Consider the following 15,314-nt stretch of genomic DNA (forward strand, 5'->3'; position numbering starts at 1 on the left):
CAAACTTACGATGCTCCATTTTCATAGACCTTTTTCCAAACCTGACGATAGCAAAGCGCAAATATAAACATGACGATAGTGGCAGCAAGAACAATTGGTGAGGTAGCAAATGCTAGATCATTTGGCGCAAAGACTACCAGCATCAGGTTGGCTCCGGTGTGTAAAATTGTGGCTGGCACCATACGTTGCCAAAATGAACCATTGTAGGTGGTGACGATAGTGAGAGCCAAGAACATTGCAGTTAGCGAAAAAGTAAACGATGGAATAAACCCGAGCGACCAAAAACTAAAATGCAATAACCCAAAGATAAAACCACTTAATCCCGCCACCACCAGCCTATGGCCATATGCTTCTCCACAGTGCTGGACTAGACCGCGCCAACCAACCTCCTCGGTAAACGCGCCAAATATTTGTAACAGTAAAAACACGCCAATTGACGCCCCCGCGGTCGGAAGTTGCCAGTGTGGTTTGTAGCCGATAGCCACAAACAATAATCCGACAACACCGATAGTCAAACAGGCTGAAATAATACTCATAGCCCATCGCGCGGCACTAACCGTCTGCCACCGAGACGGTCGCCAGTGTCGAAGCGGTATAGTCGCCAAGTATGCTATAAAAGGAGCAAGTGTTACCAATGCATAGAGTTCAAAAGGTAAGCCAATCGCAATCTGCAAAGGCACAGTAACAGCAACCGCTATAGCCATAGCGACGAACCAAATAGCAAGTAGTAGAGTAGGCTGCTTAGATTTCTGCGACTTCGACCGTCGTATCATGACACTCTCCTATTAGCTTGATAAGTTATCTTGACTATTTATTATATCATTGCCCCATAGCTTTAATATATCATCAAAAACCTTATACTATTATTCATTAGTTCTGTTTCTGCGGATTCACTCAATCACGAAAAAAGCCCACCCCTAGAGAGTGAGCTGTTTTCGTGGTGACCTCACGGGGAATATAAAAATTGGTTCAAGCCTACTTTACCCCCCCATCAATTACACTAAATAGCAGATGGAAAACAAGTATTTAAAACGTTCACATATTTCAGAGGCTAAAACCAGGCAGATAGTGAGGTTGTTTTGCGAAGATATTACCGCCACTCAGATAGCCTCGCTAACCGGATTAAATCGCAATACTGTCAATCGAATTCTCACACATATTCGTATCGTTATTGCCAAGCACTGTAAAGCAACCTCACCGCTATCAGGTGAAGTCGAGATAGATGAAAGTTACTTTGGTCCGCGTCGCGTGCGTGGTATTCGTGGGCGCGGCGCCAGCAAGAAAATCATCGTTTTCGGTCTTTTAAAGCACGATGGCAAAGTCTACACCCAAATAGTCCCCAATGTTAGCCGAAAGACCTTAAAACAGATTGTACAGATGAAAGTAGAGCCGGATAGCACCATCTATAGTGATGGCTGGCGTAGCTACGACAGCCTGGTTGACTAGGGATACAAACACCACTACCGGGTTAGCCATGGAAATAATGAGTTTGTTTCAAAAGACAATCCTAAAAACCATATCAATGGCATCGAGAATTTCTGGGGTATCACTAAAGTTCGTCTAGCAAAGCTAAGAGGACTCAGAAAAGACCATTTCAACCTCCACCTCAAAGAGTGTGAGTTTAGGTATAATATGAGGCATGAAGAAATTAAAACTCACTAAGACTATTTAAATCCACAAGAAAACCCTCGCTCGTTTGAGCAAGGGTTTATGATTGTAGAAGTAGATTTTAATTTTAGCTAATAAGTGAATAACAAACAGATTCTAATCTCAATATTCTTCTAAAGATACTCTACTGCAACTCGATGTATTGGGCCGTACATCTTTCCGTAATCGCTCCAAGAGAAATCACCCTCCTCGCCTATATACCATAAACAAGCGGGCAAACTCTCAAACGAATCAGCCAATTGTAAGGTCTCGTCTTTGCTGAGAGTAATGATCTGTTTAACATCATCTCCTGGTCGATATTTCTGATCTTTGAGCTTGGCGCCATACAGATAGGTTTCATTTTTATACTCTTTTCCATCCCTATCTACTGCATTGGTTATAAATTTTGCAATTGGCTCTAAATCCTCAACAGATAGTTCAACCCCTAACTCTTCAGATAGCTCGCGAATAGCGGCAGCTTCAGGCCGTTCACCTTTATCCAATCCTCCACCCAGCAGCCTTGTGATAGTTGGCGGAAAGAATCCTGGTTTTGCCCCGCTTAGGAGCTTGTCATCCTTATCTTTTACAGCGATTAACACACATCGGTCACGGTGTAGATTACCGAAAGCCTGATCTACTTCTATATTTAGTTCAATTACTTTCATTTTTTACCTTTTTTTATTTATTGTTTCCATTATTATTTAACCATAAAATTGCTCAACTGCGAATTATTGGTTCCAGATATGGAAGCCTTATTCTAAGAATATTTAATCCTTTTAGTTTTCTAAAACTATCTAACCACTTAGCTAGGTTATCTATATCTTCTAAACAAAGATCAACTGTGACATTACTATAGCCAGCTATTGCTAAGTCAACACTATCAGCCGCCACTTGCCCACCAGTACACCATGACATTTGATTGTCTAAAATAATGATACCAAGATTCACTTTCCTGCGTCTAGCTTCCTCTAGAATACCCCTGCCCTCGTGAAGAAATGACGTATCGCCAACAATGGCATAGCTTTTTGCCTAATACTTCCGATACGCCAATAGCAGTCGATACGGCGACACCAAGAGCTAAAGCAACTTTAGCAGTATCTGTTGTCTCAACCGTAGATTGATTTATTTCGCTAACTACGATTGAATCTTTCAGGTACTTATTTAAAAGCTTAAATAGCTCAACGTATTTATTCCATCTAGTAAATTTAACTGCTACACCTCTATTTGGCTGGGGTTCAAATCTAACTTTCAATTCCTCCTCTCCCAAAATTCTTAGAAGTACTTTCTTGAAGAAGTCGCCATCCTCTCGCACCGTTATTTCGTCGTGCTCTTTAATGAATTTTAAAATAGCGTCCCTAGGTAGCGGTAATGTAAATACTTTCATAACATCACAGTCAACGTCAATAGGACTCTGGCTGGTGGTACCAAAGGAAATTAATGCCTTTTTGCTTCCCGCCTCTTTAATTTCGTAAAGACCAGCTGTATACTCTCTAATCGCCCCATTCTTTAAACGTAGCCGTTTCTCTTGTTTCTTAAAATAATACGGATGAATTACGTACTTACCTGGTGTTATTATCTCCTCTAGGTCTTGTAAGTTCTGCTTCTTAAAGTGCTTTGTAGGACAGACCTCAACAGTCTCAGGTTTGAGGTGAAAATAATTACCCGAAAGCCTGATTACAACCGGTATATCTAATCTCTCTGAGACTGCAAACGCCCGAGTGGACATCAAGTAAGCCTGTTCTATGCTAGACGGCTCATACCAGAGACCGCCGCTAATTTCGAAAAAATGCCTAGAATCCTGGTACTCCTGAGAGCCAACAACATGAGTGTCGTCAGTAACAACCAGGACTAAACCAGCATTGACTCCAGCAATTAGTGAATGTAAAAACGCGTCAAGGGCAATATTTAGCCCTACTGTTTTCATGGTAACTACGGATCTAGCACCCGCTACAGCAGCACCAAAGGCCTCACTATAGGCCACTCGCTCATTGATAGAGATCTGAGTGCAACCTAACTGCTCAGCTATCTCATGCGAGTGGAATCCGGGAAAATTATAGATTAATTGCGGAGGAATATTCTAAGAATGGTCACTCCCAGGGCGAAGTACTAATACCACTTGGGTCTTAATCATGGATAAATACAAAAAAACTTTAAAGTTGGTCGCTCAAGATATAGATCGAAATGAAAGGTTCCTACATTTAACGCCAAACGAATCGGTTTTGTCTAACACGGCAAGAAAATTTCAATCCACCAGACTAAGTGATCGCTACTACTTTGGCCCAGGGGAAAGCGGAGTGATGGACAACGGAACTTTTACAGCACTTGGTCTTGCTGGTGTCGGAGATATCACTTATAAAGCAGAGGAGGCTCTAAAGAAGATGGTTGGCGCTGGGGTAGTAAACCTAAATTGCCTGTCTGGAATTCACGCCATGATGTGTGTTTTGCTATCCACGACTAATGCCGGAGACACGGTCATGACTCTACATCACAATCATGGAGGGCATTTTGCCACTAAAGGTATCATAGAAAGGGCGGGGCGAAAAAGCATAGATGCAGTATTTGATTCTACTAATCGCGAGCTTGACATCAAAGCAACTACTAAAGTATTTAAAAACTCCAATGCAAAACTGTTTTATATAGATATATCCTATATTACAGATACTACGACATATCCAAACTCAGAAGCCATCTAGGAGAAGAGGCTTTAATCGCTTACGATGCCAGCCACACAATTGGGCTTATTATGGGGGAGGCACTTCCTTCCCCGTTAGCTAATGGCGTAGACATTATGTGCGCGAATACCCACAAGACTCTTCCGGGGCCACAAAAAGGATTAATTGCCTTTAAGGATGCCAGTTATGGACAGAAAATCAATAAGCTGATCAATAGCTGTCTATTTTCTAGTACGCATACCGGATCTTTAATTGCCTTAGCGATAACAATTCTAGAAATGGAATCCTACGGCAAAGCTTATGCAAAGCAGGTACAAAATAACTCACAAGCTTTGGGTGAAGCGCTGCAAACCCTAGGGTTTGAGGTAAGAAAAAATCCCGACGGATCCTTCTCTCGTACGCACCAGGTGCATCTTTTAACGGATAGATTAGGTGAAAGAAGATCCATCTACGATACTCTTTATCAAAACTCTATCGCTTCCTCATTTGACAGCCCTAGAATACAGAATAACGGTAATTTCATACGGCTAGGTACACAGGAGATAACCCGAAGAGGTATGAAGGAAGAGGAGATGGCAATTATCGCTAATCTAATTAAACAGGCGCTAGATGGTAAAGATGTTAAAGAAAAAGTTGAATCTCTAAAAAGCAAATTCTCTAGCGTTCAGTTCTCTTTTGATAATAATATCTAACCAACAGATAACCTTTACTAATAAAAGTCTCGCCTATTTTTGGTGAGATTTTTATCAAACACTGCATCAAACAATTCTTATTATATTGCTAGTCTGAGTGAGCGTTTTTGGTATCCGGATGGATGATAAATGATTTGATGGTGATCCCACCGGGAATCGAACCCGAATTGCCAGGATGAAAACCTGGTGTCCTAACCGTTAGACGATGGGACCGCTTAGCGTTATGCTTGTACTATTTTATCAAAAACTAGGATTATTTCAAGTTATGAATAAGGGGTGAGTATGGATTTACCCACGCTCACCCCCCAGATGAGGTTTTCTATCTAGTGCCAGCAACCGCCGACCGAGACCCCCTCGACCGTACCATTGTTTCGGTCGCGATCCGGTCGACCGTGATAGGGTCGTCGGTCGTACTTCTTACGACGCCTACGACGCCCGCGACGACTCGGCCTACGCCCCGAGCTATACTTGTCAATCAGAGACTGGGCCGACTGCCATCTAGAGAAGCCAGGTCCTGTGTGATACCACAGCTGAACCATGCTATCAAGCAGTTCTTCGACAGCCTCTTTGACCAGCGAATAGCGAGCCTGTGATCGCACCGACTCGCGCCAGCTACATGACAGACCTCTATAGTTATCACGCAGGTCGCTCACCCGCACGAATTTCCCTGGTCTTTTTATATGGGTAACAATATACCCAACGAGAGACTCAAGGTCCTCGTCACCAGGAATAATATTCTCTGGTGCTTGACGACAGCGCCCACCAACTGACAGGCAAAGCGTCACCAGGCTAAATGCGTCCGCCACCCTGGACTTTGCCTCGCCCCTCAGGCGGGGCAGGCATCCCTCATTTATTATCTCAGCGAGGGAGAGTCTACCTCCCATTATCCGCACCGCTTGCTCTTGCGTCGGCTCAATGCCTGATACACTCATCAAAACCTCTTTCTAGTAGGTGCCCGGCAATTTACCGTTAATATATGTATTATCATCAAATCCAGATTTATGCAACACCCTATCCTAGCGTGTGCAACTCGTCCTTTGCTGAGTTGACCCCTTAGTTTCGTATTGACATTTCTAGCTTTTTGTGATAAAATCTTAAGGTCACGATAGGCGAGGTGAATACCTCTCGTCAAGAGATGAGAACATTAACAATCAGGCTATACCTTATTGTACTAACCTACTACGAGGGCAGCGACAGAGTTCACGAGATTCGCGGCATCTGTCGCTGCTCTTGTAGCAGTGAGGTATATTACAATCAACTATTTCCTATTCTTTTGGTTGCACCGGAATACTAATGGACGATAAACAGACTCGCCTACTAGTATTCTGGTGCAATCAGGCACTGGAATCAGTCGGTCCAGGAAGGGTCCGACTAATCCTAGAGAGAGGAAATAAAATGGCAAAGAAAATTCGTACGTTGAAGGAGAGGATAACCGATGCGTTGGATGTCCCGGGGGTTCACCCTGGAGATAAAAGCTGGCATAAGGCATTTGATGCATTCTTTGACGCGCTCAGGCTCGGCGCCACGATAAAGGATGCACTTAATCTAGCACTTGATACAGTCAAGTGCCATGATATAGGTCTACGAAACCTGGCCTTCGTTGCCTTCGACGTAGCTGGGGCCGAGGCTGAAACGGCCCAGGGGGAGATAAAACCCCAAGGGCCAGCTAAGCCCAAGATGATAAAGCCACTGATACGAAGAATTATTAAGTGGCTCACCGAGAGTAACTAAGGCGACCGCAAGAAAGGAGATATAATGCTTGCGGCTGCGTTCGCCATAGCGTCAATGATCAGCCTGGGACTGGCGACATTAATCGCCATGTACCAGGCCACCAGGCAAGGAAGGGTGGGCGACATCGTCCTATACCTGGGAGTGAGCCTGTCGCTTCTAGGTCTCGCCACCTGGTGCCTGATAAAAGGCACCGGCGTCGCGCTGTCTATGGGTCTAGGCGAGTTTCTGGTCGGCCTCGTAGCCATTGCTCTCCTCAGCGGAGGACTAGCCGGTGCACGTCGGCTAACCCTGCTGGGGTAGGGTTCGTGGCGTGGTACGTCCACGGACTACTGTCCATAGAGGGCGCCTGGTCATTAACGTGGGTATGGGTAGGCATCGTATGCCTACTCGCCTACTCCGACAAACGTACGAGGAGGCGCTGGGTAGCACTTCTCGCAGCGGTGACGCTCTTAATAGGAGCGTACACCGGCTACACTGGCGTCAACTGGGATGAGTTGACGCTAAAAGCGTCGCTCATAAACCAGGTGCGCTAGTTTTTTAATACCAAGGTCGGGTCACGCCGACCTTGGTATATCGATCTGGCCGCTCCTCACGGAACGGCTAGGTAGTTGATTGTGATACCAAAACCAGGAGGCGCTCCGTGCGTAACGATCGAGGGGTCATCTCCTCTCGTACGCACGGTGCCTCCTGGTAAAAACCCATAGCACACCTAGTACGACAAGGTATAGCCTGATCGATAATTCACCTATCGAAACCAAACGAGACTGACCGCTCCGATAGCAACAAGTCTGAAGCATCAGTTTCAGCACTTTATTTAAAAAACACCCCGTTATCATGGGGTGTTTTTTTTGGATGCACCGCCTGTAGATTCGGGCGGGCTAGCTAATTGTTTAATTGGCAGACGAAAGCCAAACGTACTGCCCTTGCCTACCGCCGATTCAAACACTAATTTCCCTTGATGTCCGTCGATGATCCGCTTCGCTAAGTACAAGCCAATACCTGTACCGTCTGGGCGCTGTTTGCGCGCATTTGAGGCGCGGAAAAACTTTGTAAATAGCTTTTTTTGGACGTTAGCCGGCACACCCATTCCTTGATCGACAACCCTCAAAACAACATCACCATCCTCAATCTCCATCACTACATCCACTGGCGTACCCTCAGGTGAATAGTAAATTGCATTGTCAATAAAATTCATAACGACCTGACGGATCTTGTTTTCATCGAGATAAAGTATCGGAGATCGAGTCGGTTTTTTTAGTGTCAGCTTGATATCATGAGACAGTGCGATCGGCTTCATGCTATCAACCTCTTGCTCGATAATCCGCGCTATATCGACTGGGTGACGTTCGATCACGAATCGCCCGGTCTGGAGGCGACTCATGTTTAGAAAATCGCCGATCAAATGAACCATCCTTTCACTGCTCGTATAAGCCTCCTTGAGTAGCTCACGTTGGGCAGGCGCTAAATCGCCCGCGTCACCCTCTAGTACCATGCTCAAATAGCCCTTGACGCTTGTCAATGGCGTGCGAAGCTGATGGCTCGCCATACTGACGAATTCGTCTTTTGTCGCGTCTAGCTCCAGCAATTTGTTGTTACTCTCTCTTAGTTCTTTTGTCGCGTCATTCACCTCGCGCTCAAGCGTGCGTGCAAATGCCCGAATCTCCTCGAGACGAAAGATATTTTGGAGCGCCACCGACAACTCATCGGCGATCACGCCCATTGCTCGTTCGTCATCATGTCGATACAGGCGACCATCCGCCTCGCTACCAATTATAAAATAACCGATTCTCTGAGCGGGTGTCCTCAGTTCCAAGACTTTACCAATTGTTGGGGGTGTGATTACTTCGCGAGATACAAGTTTTTCTAGATAATCAAATGAACGATATCGATCCGCAAGCTTGCCCCTCACGATATCTGCGTGTGCCGAATCTCGAAACAATACCGCTATCATCCGCGGGTTAAATGCATCGTCCGTCTTATCGATTACACTCTCGACTAGTATCCGAAGATCGGTAATTTCCACGCACATCGTCGTAATTTCGTCAATCAAAACTCGACTATCATACCGCTGGTACCGAAAATAACGATTAAGAAACCTGTCAACACCAGCCCGAATCGGACCAAAGCTAACAGCAACTATCAAAGATGCGACCACATTCGCCGAAAACTGCACACTCGGACTGACATTGTTTCCGAGAAGCACCGTCGTCAATACATAAATCGTTGCAGCATAGACACCAGATATAGCAAGTATGACGGTGACGTATAGGGCAGTTTTTGCCAAAAAAAGCTTCACGTCAAGCATGCGATGTCGACCGATACTATAACCCGTCATCATGAGAAACAAAACCGAAGCAACGGGACCAATCCAGATGTATCGATAATCACCAAAATACGGCAAAATTAAGTCTGCAACAAATCCTGGGATACTCGTAAACAAAATACCAAACGCATAGTATGAGGCGCGCTTCTGCTCACTACCTCTATATAAGAAATATTTCCGAAAAGCGACACCGATCGCAATCGCAAAATAGACGATGAAATACAAACTAAACGCCAGGTATCCTGGCTGGTTGATAACCGCTCGCCAACCACCAGCCTCACGGCTCAACTCGCTTATTATGACATGATCCTGGGTCAGTATAACCGCCAAAAAAAGTACTGCGCTCCAGACTGTAGCGTGCCACAATGGTTTTGGTATGGATTTTTCTCGAGGATAATACAAGGCAAATATCGCAATAAGAGGCGCAAATAGCACAGATCCACCATAAAACAATTTGGAATAAGCGAGCGCATAGCGAGATTCCATCGTCGCCGAGAACAGTAGTATGCTCAAAGACCAAAGCGCAAAACACGCCGCTACTCCAGCAAATAACTGATTTGAACGTCGTTTACCGTCGCTCATCAAAATTACAATTGCCAGGATCGACGAGCCCACCAGTGTCGCGACAAGCATAAACTCTATCATTTGTGTTCTATTTTACGACGGTTTTTCTGTAAAGTACATGCTATAAACTCCATCTCGCGTCACACGTACTCGTGTATTTTCAGTTGGCACACCTGCGCGACGATGAAGCTCTAACCCCTCTCGAATTGTACGCATTCTCACCTGTGGCCACCAGCCCATCATGCCGTGGATAAATCGCGCTTGAGGGCGATTGCGGTTCATGTTACCGGTCGTCATGATACCGCCCGGCTTGAGCGCATTCCAGGACTCTCGCGTCAGCCAACGGTATATCATATCTGGCAAGTACTCACGCAAACCAGAATCTTCGGCGACATCGAGCTGACGACCCTTTAGAACGGTGTCAAGCTTGATAGGCTGACCAAAACTATTGAACAATCTTTCGCAGTGGATCTCGATATTATCAGCCAGACCCATATCCTCGGCCAATAATGATGCAGATGCAAGTGCTAGAGGGTCTTGGTCGAGTAGAATCAAACGACTATTTATGTCTAGCGTATCTTTTAGGTCTTTTACTATATCAAGCATCGGCAGGGCAGTACCGCAACCAAAACTCATCATGAGAAACTCACGTTTTCGCTCCTCTTCTGATTTGTCCAAGAGGTGATCCCGAATCGCATCGCGAACTTCTTCTCGTCTGGCTCTAATTCCAAGCGCATCTGTACAATACTGAGTCACGTCTTTGAATACTGGCGAGACCGGCGCGTCAATAAAACTTTTTAGCTGAGTTAAGCGAGCCGAGCTTCTCTCTTTTGCAGTTATCCAGTCGCTCCGTTTAAACCTCATCTCTCCCTGAATCAACGCCTCGTTTAGAGAGAGGCCAGACAAAGATCCAGCATTTTCGCCAAACCGATAGTCAAATATTCTATCGTCAAGTGGCCCACTCATTGTTTCGTAAAATCCAGTCTCGGGATCTCGGTCGACCATCAGGTCGTGCGCACTGACAATCGATAAAAGCGCCGACGCGCTACCACGCTGATTATGCCAATCAACCGCCCTCTGTGGGCCAAACAATAATTCAACACGATGAGGATCAATCGCACGATCGATGGCCTGAGCTCGACGTATTTGTCTGCCAATCGGATTTATACCCAGTCTACCAAGCCCCCTCTCGATAGCACGATGACGCTCAACCGCTAGCTGATCGTCAAGACCGTCCAAAAACTCATATACACTTCTGATTTTCTCTGGATGATCATAAGCCTCATCCTCAGTCATTCCAATTGTTGCGTCATGGCCGCGTTCTCTAGCCTGATCAACTTCTTGGATTAGGCAATCGTCAGCCTCAAGATCGAGCCCAAGTAGTACCTCATTTTTGCGCTTCTCAAGTGTATAAAGTGATTCTCTCATATTGCTTATTTCTACCTGCTGCCATTATACTAAAAACATGACAAAAATCGTTATCATTGAAGATGACCAAGTTATCAACCAGATGTATCGTATGAAGTTTGAAGCGGCCGGCTTTGATGTTGCGACAGCGAGCGACGGGCAGGCTGGTATAAAAATGGCTGAAAAATTCAAACCAGAAATTATCCTCCTCGACCTTCAAATGCCAAATATGGGTGGCGCTGAAGCACTTGAGATTATCCGTAAATCAACTTGGGGCGCGAAAATACCCGTCATCATCCTCACCAACCTTGGCGAAGAAGAAGCACCAAAATCACTCCGTTCACTCGGTATCCATAGCTACATCGTCAAAGCAGATCTCACACCAAGCCAGGTTGTAGTTCGCGTCAAAGACGCCCTCGGGATTACAGACTAATCCAGTCTGATAGTCAGACCCGGCGTTAAAGCATGCCCGCTTTTTTGAGACACGCCTCAATGAGGTGATCAAATAAGACAGTATAGGTTAGCGGACCAACGCCACCTTTTTTTGGAGTGATAGTTAGGTCTTTTCGTTCACGCACATCTTCGGCTACATCGCCCACAATCTTACCTTTTTCGCTCGCCGTACCTGCATCTACAACAATCGCCCCAGGTTTCACATCACAACTTTTAACAATTCGCGGACTACCTGTCGCTGAAACAATTACATCACTCGCACGCAATACCTCTGGTATATTATCCGATGAATCGTCTAGAATCGTTACCATATAGCCACGAGATTTCCACATCTGCGAAAGCGGGTTACCGACAAGTCTGCCATTACCGACTATCGCAATGTGCTTTTTAGTCAGGTCAATCCCGTAGCCCGCCAAAAGCCAATCAATCGCCTGCGCCGTAGCGCTTGGAAACAGGCTGCCAACGCCTAGCCCGTCTACATCTTTTTCGGGTGTGATTTTATTACACAGTGTATCGGTTTGACTAATATCATCTAGAGGTAGCTGGACAATTATTCCTTGAATCTTTGAGTCAATATTAGCCTCAGCTATCCTATTTATCATGTCAGCCTCCGAAAACGACTCAACAATAACCTCGACCTCAATATCCTCAGCAAACTTAGTCTTCATGCGCACATATGTATCGATCACTGGACTCGCGCCAAGGCTTTTCAAAATAAGTAGCCTAGGGACAATGTGATGCTCCTGGCGCAGATTTCTCACCTGCCTGAGTTGACGTGCTTTTATATAGCTTTGCAGCTCTAGACCGTTTAGTAGCTTTGTCATGAGATATTATCCTTTCGGTCATCGATAAATGCGCTCCACTGGCGGATCAACCTCAGCACTGTCTTTAGCGGCAGCTCAATCAGCATATCAAGAACAAGGCTCACGATGTTTACCTGAGCGTACTTATCGCTCATCCAGCGACCGACCACCACAAATGGAAGATATATAAAATCACGCAAAACCGTGAAGCCGTTGCTTGCTCCACGTACCACTTCGAGCTCGCGAATAAGCCGGCTAAGTCTAAACCCGAGGAAACTAGCCGCCGAAATAAACATAAAGAATATACCTATATGTACCAGCGCAAATCCCATCATCAATAGAAGCCATGTTACACCGCTAAATACAGCGAGCCCAAAGATAATATACATAATCGAAAATACAGGACCATACCGACGTTGAGTAGATTGCTGTTTACACAAGACGCTGCTTGATCCGTAGAGTATACTATCAATCCGACCAACCAGTGCGGTGGTGTTGGCGTAGCCTGGCAAATTCAGCGTCAAACGAAGCGCCACCATATAGAGCGGCGGAAATAGTAAGTTGATTATGAGCGGCCACCAGAGGATTTCTTTGTGAACCCACAAATCATAAGGCACCTCGATCGCTACACCAATCAGAAACTTTGTTATGACCAGAAAAATTACACTTCTGACAATCGCTCGATTTACTCTATGCATTATGTACGAATATTCTTGCGCTACCTGCTGTTCAAACGCCTCGAGAAATGCCTCTCGGCGTGGTAGTAAATCGATGACATCAGCCCGACTCTCGATCATACGTCGCACTATACGCAGTGGCGCTCCTTGTCGGTTGGCGAGATGATATAGACGATCTGCCTCGGCTGATTCGAGCATTTTATCAATTAGCTTGTTGTATGTCACGTACTGATCGTTCATGTTTACCGCAATGCCATAGCGAGCTAGCAAATCAGTTCGGATTGTCGCCGTATCAGATTTTAATAGCGCCTTATGAATCGCCGCAAAAAGTGCGGCACTATGCGTATCGGTATTTTCTTTTTTCTTTGATGAAGACTGGCTCAATTTATCGAGGTACTGATAGGCAAAATCAACAAACACATCGTCAGTAGCATGTGGGCTGATTAAGCGAGCGACACCGACCGAAAGCGTATCAAGTATCCATTTAGTTGACGTGTCCAGAGAGATTGATCGGCGCTTTTGTAGCTTTTCGTACATCTGATAGTGATCGATAGCAAGTTTCGATATACCATCCAGATCACCATCCAAGAGGCTATCGTTTGGTATATAACCCGCCAACGTTAATTCCACTACCAGCTCGCCGCCACTCCTTCTGACCAGTGCTTCGTCGCGCATGATAAACAGTCGCTTATAGAAGCGTCGTATCGCATTTTGCAATAACAAGTGCTCCTCAGTATTCTCTGCCGCGTTGCGCAACTGTTCGTACGCAGCAGTCAAGACACCACCTGCACCAACAATATTAACCTTTTCGGCACGAGCAACACGTCGACGAGTCTCATCGTCGACATATTTTGCATGCGTAAGTCCCGCCACGAGGCGCTGACCGATTGAGTTAAGTGATGGCATTGTAGAGAGTATTATACCCGAAAATAAGCAAAAAACCTACCATAATAGTAGGCTATTTATCTGGAGGGCCAGGTGGGGCTTGAACCCACGACACCCTGCTTAAGAGGCAGGTGCTCTAACCAGCTGAGCTACTGGCCCATAACTTCAGGAATTATAGCAGTTTACCTCGATATTGTAAATAACTCCCTCTATAAAAACTATTCTAGGCCTAATTTTATTTGCCACATGGTAATAGGTTTTTACAGATTAAAATATTAATAAAAAGGACTCCGAGGAGTCCTTTGATTTTCATATGGTACACCCGGCACGATTCGAACGTGCGACCACTTGGTTCGAAGCCAAGTACTCTAATCCACTGAGCTACGGGTGCTAACAATGATCATTATATCATATTTTACAGTGATATAATTGATATTATCATGGACATTCATATAGATATCCCTTTGAAAAACCATTTGACCATGCGCCTAGGTGGTGTCGCACGCTTCATGACCGATATCCACTCCCCAGAAGAGGCGGCCGAAGCCGTCAAACGCGCAACCGCCCAACATCTACCGATTTATATATTAGGTGGTGGCAGTAATACACTCGTCAAAGACGAAGGCTACGATGGTCTAGTTGTGCGTAATCGTATACCTGGTTTTGAGGTTATCGACGAGACAGCAACCGATACTACGATCAAAATTGGTGCAGGAGAAATTTGGGACGACGTCGTCAAAAGAGTGGTTGATATGAATCTTACTGGGATAGAATGTCTCTCGATGATTCCAGGCACCGCTGGGGCGGCACCAGTTCAAAATATTGGCGCATACGGCCAAGAGGTCGCTGATACATTGTTGTCGCTAGAGGCATACGACAAACAGTCTGACAGTATCGTTACCCTCACAAATGAGCAGTGTCGATTCTCGTATCGCCACAGTATTTTTCGTGGCGAAGAGATGGGACGATATATCATCACCTCAATCACTCTTCGACTCTATAAATCTGCTCCTCACCCACCGTTTTACAAGGCCGTCCAAGACTACCTAGACAAAAATGATATTTCAATTTATACGCCACAAGCATTACGTGAGGCGGTTATTGCCATCCGCACGGACAAGCTTCCCGACCCAAAAGAGCGACCTAATTCTGGATCATTCTTCAAAAATGCTATTATTGAAACCTGGCAACTCAAGGACCTAAAAACACGTTTCCCTGACATCCCCGCCTACGACATGACCGATGGATCATACAAAATACCCACCGGCTGGCTAATCGAACGAGCCGGCTTTAAGGGTCAACTTCTCCACGGTATCCGCGTTCACGACAAAAATGCCTTAGTGCTTATAAATGAATCCGCCTCAGGATATGCCGATCTCGCCAGAGCAAGAGATGAAATTATCGGTGGCGTCCGTGATAAGTTTCGCATCATGATCGAGCAAGAACCGCTCGAAATGTAG

15 protein-coding genes, 3 tRNA genes and 1 pseudogene are annotated in these 15,314 nt (G+C 45.5%); 7 read left to right on the forward strand and 12 right to left on the reverse strand.

From position 1 onward, the window contains the following. Positions 1–5 precede the first annotated feature (5 nt). A complete protein-coding gene (locus GWK75_03670) occupies positions 6–773 on the reverse strand; it encodes a CPBP family intramembrane metalloprotease (protein QHU91520.1) in 768 nt (255 codons plus the stop codon). 238 nt (positions 774–1,011) lie between these two features. Here GWK75_03670 and GWK75_03675 point away from each other — a divergent pair. Next, positions 1,012–1,662: pseudogene (locus GWK75_03675) on the forward strand (IS1595 family transposase). A gap of 119 nt (positions 1,663–1,781) precedes the next feature. On the opposite strand, the gene GWK75_03680 reads toward GWK75_03675, so the two are convergent. From GWK75_03680 to GWK75_03690, 3 genes are read right to left on the reverse strand one after another with little or no spacing between them, the layout of a single operon-like run. After that, complete coding sequence (locus GWK75_03680; protein QHU91521.1) at positions 1,782–2,312, reverse strand: NUDIX domain-containing protein; 531 nt, start codon at positions 2,310–2,312, stop codon at positions 1,782–1,784. 52 nt (positions 2,313–2,364) lie between these two features. After that, positions 2,365–2,661, reverse strand: a complete 297-nt coding sequence (locus GWK75_03685) for a hypothetical protein (GenBank protein QHU91722.1) — start codon at positions 2,659–2,661, stop codon at positions 2,365–2,367. Continuing rightward, positions 2,606–3,628, reverse strand: coding sequence for a hypothetical protein (locus GWK75_03690; GenBank protein QHU91522.1), 1,023 nt, complete (start codon positions 3,626–3,628; stop codon positions 2,606–2,608). The genes GWK75_03685 and GWK75_03690 overlap by 56 nt, the downstream gene beginning before the upstream one ends. 148 nt (positions 3,629–3,776) lie before the next feature. Between GWK75_03690 and GWK75_03695 the strand changes: the two genes are divergently transcribed. Then, positions 3,777–4,340, forward strand: coding sequence for a hypothetical protein (locus tag GWK75_03695; protein ID QHU91523.1), 564 nt, complete (start codon positions 3,777–3,779; stop codon positions 4,338–4,340). Continuing rightward, a complete protein-coding gene (locus tag GWK75_03700) occupies positions 4,292–5,011 on the forward strand; it encodes a hypothetical protein (protein QHU91723.1) in 720 nt (239 codons plus the stop codon). The genes GWK75_03695 and GWK75_03700 overlap by 49 nt, the downstream gene beginning before the upstream one ends. 138 nt (positions 5,012–5,149) lie before the next feature. Here the strand turns inward: GWK75_03700 and GWK75_03705 are convergent. Both GWK75_03705 and GWK75_03710 read right to left on the reverse strand, forming a co-directional pair. Further along, positions 5,150–5,224: transfer RNA gene (locus tag GWK75_03705), tRNA-Glu, on the reverse strand. A 110-nt stretch (positions 5,225–5,334) separates the two neighbouring features. Continuing rightward, positions 5,335–5,943, reverse strand: a complete 609-nt coding sequence (locus GWK75_03710; GenBank protein ID QHU91524.1) for a hypothetical protein — start codon at positions 5,941–5,943, stop codon at positions 5,335–5,337. Positions 5,944–6,406: 463 nt separating this feature from the next. Between GWK75_03710 and GWK75_03715 the strand changes: the two genes are divergently transcribed. Together GWK75_03715 and GWK75_03720 are read left to right on the forward strand one after the other, a co-directional pair. Further along, positions 6,407–6,742: a hypothetical protein gene (locus tag GWK75_03715; GenBank protein QHU91525.1), complete on the forward strand. Its 336-nt coding sequence runs from the start codon at positions 6,407–6,409 to the stop codon at positions 6,740–6,742. 24 nt (positions 6,743–6,766) lie between these two features. Further along, on the forward strand, positions 6,767–7,042 hold the full coding sequence (locus tag GWK75_03720) for a hypothetical protein (GenBank protein QHU91526.1): 276 nt from the start codon (positions 6,767–6,769) through the stop codon (positions 7,040–7,042). Positions 7,043–7,574: 532 nt separating this feature from the next. On the opposite strand, the gene GWK75_03725 is transcribed toward GWK75_03720, so the two are convergent. Both GWK75_03725 and GWK75_03730 read right to left on the reverse strand, forming a co-directional pair. Next, on the reverse strand, positions 7,575–9,710 hold the full coding sequence (locus GWK75_03725; GenBank protein QHU91527.1) for a hypothetical protein: 2,136 nt from the start codon (positions 9,708–9,710) through the stop codon (positions 7,575–7,577). Between the two features lie 12 nt (positions 9,711–9,722). Further along, complete coding sequence (locus tag GWK75_03730; GenBank protein QHU91528.1) at positions 9,723–11,057, reverse strand: hypothetical protein; 1,335 nt, start codon at positions 11,055–11,057, stop codon at positions 9,723–9,725. A 37-nt stretch (positions 11,058–11,094) separates the two neighbouring features. On the opposite strand from GWK75_03730, the gene GWK75_03735 reads away from it, so the two are divergent. Beyond that, positions 11,095–11,469 (forward strand): response regulator, encoded by a 375-nt coding sequence (locus GWK75_03735; protein ID QHU91529.1) that lies wholly within the window; start codon positions 11,095–11,097, stop codon positions 11,467–11,469. A gap of 25 nt (positions 11,470–11,494) precedes the next feature. Here GWK75_03735 and GWK75_03740 read toward each other — a convergent pair whose 3' ends face one another. The 4 genes from GWK75_03740 to GWK75_03755 all read right to left on the reverse strand — a co-directional run bounded on the left by GWK75_03740 (position 11,495) and on the right by GWK75_03755 (position 14,245). Next, the gene (locus GWK75_03740; protein QHU91530.1) at positions 11,495–12,313 is read right to left on the reverse strand and encodes a hypothetical protein; all 819 of its coding nucleotides are present in this window, start codon (positions 12,311–12,313) and stop codon (positions 11,495–11,497) included. After that, positions 12,310–13,875, reverse strand: a complete 1,566-nt coding sequence (locus GWK75_03745) for a hypothetical protein (GenBank protein ID QHU91531.1) — start codon at positions 13,873–13,875, stop codon at positions 12,310–12,312. Before GWK75_03745 ends, GWK75_03740 begins: the two co-directional genes overlap by 4 nt. A gap of 61 nt (positions 13,876–13,936) precedes the next feature. After that, a tRNA-Lys gene (locus tag GWK75_03750) sits at positions 13,937–14,013 on the reverse strand. Positions 14,014–14,168: 155 nt separating this feature from the next. Beyond that, positions 14,169–14,245, reverse strand: a tRNA-Arg gene (locus tag GWK75_03755). Between the two features lie 49 nt (positions 14,246–14,294). On the opposite strand from GWK75_03755, the gene murB reads away from it, so the two are divergent. Beyond that, positions 14,295–15,314, forward strand: coding sequence for a UDP-N-acetylmuramate dehydrogenase (gene murB, locus GWK75_03760; protein ID QHU91532.1), 1,020 nt, complete (start codon positions 14,295–14,297; stop codon positions 15,312–15,314).

The sequence above is a fragment of the Candidatus Saccharibacteria bacterium oral taxon 955 genome, from assembly GCA_010202265.1.
Lineage (GTDB): Bacteria > Patescibacteriota > Saccharimonadia > Saccharimonadales > Saccharimonadaceae > Saccharimonas.

Bases quoted from the DNA above. Each gene is read 5' to 3' on its own strand.
- GWK75_03670 (QHU91520.1), bottom strand. From the start codon at position 773: ATGATACGACGGTCGAAGTCGCAGAAATCTAAGCAGCCTACTCTACTA.
- GWK75_03680 (QHU91521.1), bottom strand. From the start codon at position 2,312: ATGAAAGTAATTGAACTAAATATAGAAGTAGATCAGGCTTTCGGTAAT.
- GWK75_03695 (QHU91523.1), top strand. From the start codon at position 3,777: ATGGATAAATACAAAAAAACTTTAAAGTTGGTCGCTCAAGATATAGAT.
- GWK75_03710 (QHU91524.1), bottom strand. From the start codon at position 5,943: ATGAGTGTATCAGGCATTGAGCCGACGCAAGAGCAAGCGGTGCGGATA.
- GWK75_03715 (QHU91525.1), top strand. From the start codon at position 6,407: ATGGCAAAGAAAATTCGTACGTTGAAGGAGAGGATAACCGATGCGTTG.
- GWK75_03720 (QHU91526.1), top strand. From the start codon at position 6,767: ATGCTTGCGGCTGCGTTCGCCATAGCGTCAATGATCAGCCTGGGACTG.
- GWK75_03725 (QHU91527.1), bottom strand. From the start codon at position 9,710: ATGATAGAGTTTATGCTTGTCGCGACACTGGTGGGCTCGTCGATCCTG.
- GWK75_03730 (QHU91528.1), bottom strand. From the start codon at position 11,057: ATGAGAGAATCACTTTATACACTTGAGAAGCGCAAAAATGAGGTACTA.
- GWK75_03735 (QHU91529.1), top strand. From the start codon at position 11,095: ATGACAAAAATCGTTATCATTGAAGATGACCAAGTTATCAACCAGATG.
- GWK75_03740 (QHU91530.1), bottom strand. From the start codon at position 12,313: ATGACAAAGCTACTAAACGGTCTAGAGCTGCAAAGCTATATAAAAGCA.
- GWK75_03745 (QHU91531.1), bottom strand. From the start codon at position 13,875: ATGCCATCACTTAACTCAATCGGTCAGCGCCTCGTGGCGGGACTTACG.
- murB (QHU91532.1), top strand. From the start codon at position 14,295: ATGGACATTCATATAGATATCCCTTTGAAAAACCATTTGACCATGCGC.